Annotated in this window: 1 protein-coding gene; it reads right to left on the reverse strand. The window is 54.9% G+C overall.

Annotated features, from left to right (window positions below):
* Positions 1 to 3,955, reverse strand: a 3,955-nt coding sequence (locus ACR1XV_RS21295; protein WP_480535020.1) for a beta strand repeat-containing protein, incomplete at its 3' end; no start/stop codon positions are given.
* Positions 3,956 to 4,163: the final 208 nt, after the last annotated feature.

Consider the following 4,163-nt stretch of genomic DNA (forward strand, 5'->3'; position numbering starts at 1 on the left):
CCGTCAGTGTCAAAGTTCCAGTGTTGTCCTTTTGCAGGATCTCGAAGTTCACAACCTGTGTACCGTCGAAGGTCTGGGTTGTCGCCGTGTCGACGGCAAATATATCCCCAACTGCGGTATTGGCCCCCCCGTCAATCAGACTCGTGACGGTGAAACCATCGAAGATAGTAACAGTGTCGTCGCCCTCCTGACCCAGAACGGACCCTGGAACCGAACCTGCGATCAGATTGATAGTGTCATCCCCAAGACCGCCATCGATCAAACCAACTGTGCCGGTGGTATTGATGGTGATTGTGTCGCCCGCGTCCGTTGCGGTGCTTGCATCATGACCATCAGCGCCGCCAAAAACGCCATTGGTCACACTGGCATCGCCAAGCACCGAAATCGTATCGGCTCCTCCGCCACCCTCGATGGCATTTGAAACCACAGTTGTGCCGGTGGCGGTCAGGGCCTCGTTGCTGGCCGATCCAAGAAGATCCGCCAGGATGCTGGCGCCGCTCAGAGTAACATCCCCACCGGAGACGTTTAGTGCTGTTGCGACGTTGTTGTTGCCGGTTGCGCTGACACCATTCAGGCGCAGCGAGTCGAAATCCAGGGTGGAATTCACAGCGCTAACGCTTTCCCAACCGCGGATCGTGTTGGTATTTACGCCTGTATTTGCGCCATCAAACGTCAGGGTGTCGACGAAGGTGTCCGTGACCACAAAGTCGTCGCTTGGATCAAGCGGTGTGCCGTTGTTGTTGACAAAATCGTTGAAGTTCGTGCCATCGAGAATGATATCTCCGGCATAGGTCGCAGCGCTGATTACGGCGGTATCGTTGCCGCTTCCGCCAACAAACTGGTTTGTAAGGGTTCCATCCGTCCAATTGAATGTATCATCCCCGTCTCCGGCGCTGATCAGACCATTCAACGTGGCGCCATTCAGATTGATTGTGTCATTCCCGCCAAAGGCCCGGAAAGACGTTGAATTCAGGATTTGACCGCCATTCAAATTGACAGTGTCATCCCCATTGTCCCCTTCAATGCGAACGGTAATGACACCACCGTTCATGGTAAAGATATCGGTATCCGTCGAGAGAGCGTTGGTCGTGCCAAGGAAAACCCTATCTCCGACCGTTCCGGCATCCAGCGTGAAATCGTCGTTGCCCCTTTCAAAGATGAGGCTCCCGCTAAGCGTCACATTGGTCAGGTCGAGTGTACCGCTCTCATCCCCGGCGCCCCAGTTTACCGTGCGCACCGAGCCGCTGATCAGGTCAATCGTGTCATCACCAGCGAAGGCGATTATGTCGGTTCCAATATCGCCCCCGTTCAAGGTGATATTGTCGATGCCATTGTCGCCGATAATCCTGGCGGCAGAGCCACCGTTCATCACAAAGGTATCAGTGTCTGTTGAGACCCCATTTGTGAGCCCCAGATGAATATCACCAGCCACATCTCCCGCATTCAGCGTGAAATTGTCGTTACCCCTTTCAAAGACGAGCTCCCCGCTGACCGTCACATTGGTCAGGTCCAGAACGCCGCCTTCGTCTCCGATCCCCCAGTTAACGGTGCGCACAGATCCGCTGATCAGGTCAATCGTGTCGTTACCGCCAAAGGCGATTATGTCGGTTCCAAGCACACCCCCATTCAAGGTGATATTGTCGATGCCATTGTCACCGATAATCCTGGCGGCAGAACCACCATTCATCACAAAGGTATCGGTGTCCGTTGAGGTGCCGTTGGAGAAACCCAGATGAATATCTCCAGCCACATTTCCTGCCGTCAGTGTGAAGTCGTCTGCCCCACCTCCGAAAATGAGCTCCCCGCTGACCGTCACATTGGTCAGGTCCAGAATGTCACTCTCATCGCCGTTGCCCCAATCTACATTGCGAACCGATCCGTTGATCAGATTGATGGTGTCAACACCAGCAAAGGCACGAATGTCGCCGGCGATCGCGGTGCCGTCGAGCGTGATTGTATCAACCCCATTGTCACCAAACACTGTGCCACCGATTGTACCGCCAAGCATCACAAAGGTATCGGTGTCGGTCGAAGCGGCGTTCGTCGTGCCCAGAAAAACGTGCCGGCCAACGGCTCCGACCGTCAGAGTGAAATCGTCCACACCGGAATTAAAGATAAGGTCCCGGCTGACTGTCACATTGGTCAGGTCCAGAATGTCGTTCTCATCCCCCGCACCCCAGTTGACGTCCCGCACCGAGCCGTTGATCAGGTCGATTGTATCGTCGCCGCTACCTGCATTAATATCACCGGTGATCGCCGTACCGTCGAGCGTGATTGTATCAACCCCCCTGTCGCCGAACACTGTGCCACCGATTGTTCCGCCTAGCATCACAAAGGTATCTGTGTCGTTTGAGTTTGCCCCGGTATTGCCCAGAAAAACGTGCCGGCCAACGGCTCCGACCGTCAGAGTGAAATCATCCGCACCGGACTCAAAAATCAGATCCCGATTGACCGTCACATTGGTCAGATCCAGAATATCGCTCTCATTCCCCGCACCCCAGTTGACGTCACGCACCGACCCGTTGATCAGGTTGATCGTGTCGTCGTCTCCGCCTGCATTAATGTCACCGGTGATCGCCGTACCGTCGAGGGTGATTGTATCAACCCCCAGGTTGCCAAGTACCGAGCCTCCGATTGTACCACCGGTCAAGGAGATCAGATCATCGCCGTTATCACCAATAACGGAGCCCTGAATCTGACCACCATTCATGATAAAGGTGTTCGCCTCTATTGTGCCGACGCCAAAACGCCCCAAGCGCACATTCCCGCCCACGGTCCCCGCATTTAATGTGAAATTGTCAACGCCTGTCCCAAATTCGAGATCCCCGCTGACCATCACATTGGTCAAGTCGAGGATACCGCTCTCATCTCCCGCACCCCAGTTAACAGTGGTCACCGACCCGCTGATCAAATTGATTGTGTCAACACCGTTGCCGCCACCAATGGAGCCGGTGATTGCAGTGCCATCCAGCGTGATCGTATCGTCCCCGCCGTCACCGGCCACAGAACCGCCGATAGTGCCACCATTCATGATAAAAGTGTTATCTTCTATCGTATTAACACCAAACCGCCCCAGGCGGACGTTCCCGTTCACAACACCTGCATTCAAGGTGAAGTTGTCAACGCCTGTCCCAAATTCGAGATCCCCGCTGACCGTCACATTGGTCAGGTCAAGGATGCCGCTCTCATCCCCCGCACCCCAGTTAACAGTGGTCACCGACCCGCTGATCAAATTGATTGTGTCAACACCGTTGCCGCCACCAATGGAGCCGGTGATTGCAGTGCCATCCAGCGTGATCGTATCGTCCCCGGCGTCGCCGACCACAGAACCGCCGATAGAGCCACCATTCATGACAAAGGTGTTATCTTCTATTGTATTAACAGCAAACCGCCCCAGGCGGACATTCCCACCAACATTTCCATCCAACAATGTGAAGTTGTCAACACCTGTCCCAAATTCGAGATCCCCGCTGACCGTCACATTGGTCAGGTTGAGGAAACCGCTCTCATCCCCCGCGCCCCAGTTAATATTGCGCACCGAGCCGCTGACCAGAACGATCGTATCAACCCCGTTGCCGCCAAGGATGTCAGCTCCGATCGTGGTGCCGTCCAGAGTGATTGCATCATTGCCATTCTGGCCGGCAACAGATCCCCCTATGGTTCCGCCACTCAAGATGATGACGTCGGTGCCTCCCGCACCGCTAACGCCCGCGTTGATATTTCCACCTGTGATCTGAAACGAGTTGGCATCAGTCGTCGAATTGACGCTTGTTGTTGTCCCGAGAAAGACACCCCCGAGCACCGTCCCTCCATTTATCTGGATGTTGTCAGAGCCAGCATCACCGCTGATATTATTTGCAGTTGCTGTTGTGCCGGAGAGGGAAATGGTATCGTTTCCCCCGGCGCCGGAAACAGAAGCCCCGGCCGGATCATCCGCATCATCGCACACTAACATGTCGTCGCCTGGTGTTCCTGTGTTGCTCGGGGTACAGGCGGCAAATGTCGGGCTCGCACTGATCATAATCAGGGAGCTAACACCAGCAGCAAGTGCAGAGCCCGTGACCGCAGGGGCAGTAAGAACGTGTTTGCCGCGTTTGAAAATACGACCGCCGCGGAATATGTGACTGGCTTTATTGTTTGTGTGCTCTAATACCATTTACTCG

The organism is Ruegeria sp. AD2(2025), assembly GCF_056542385.1.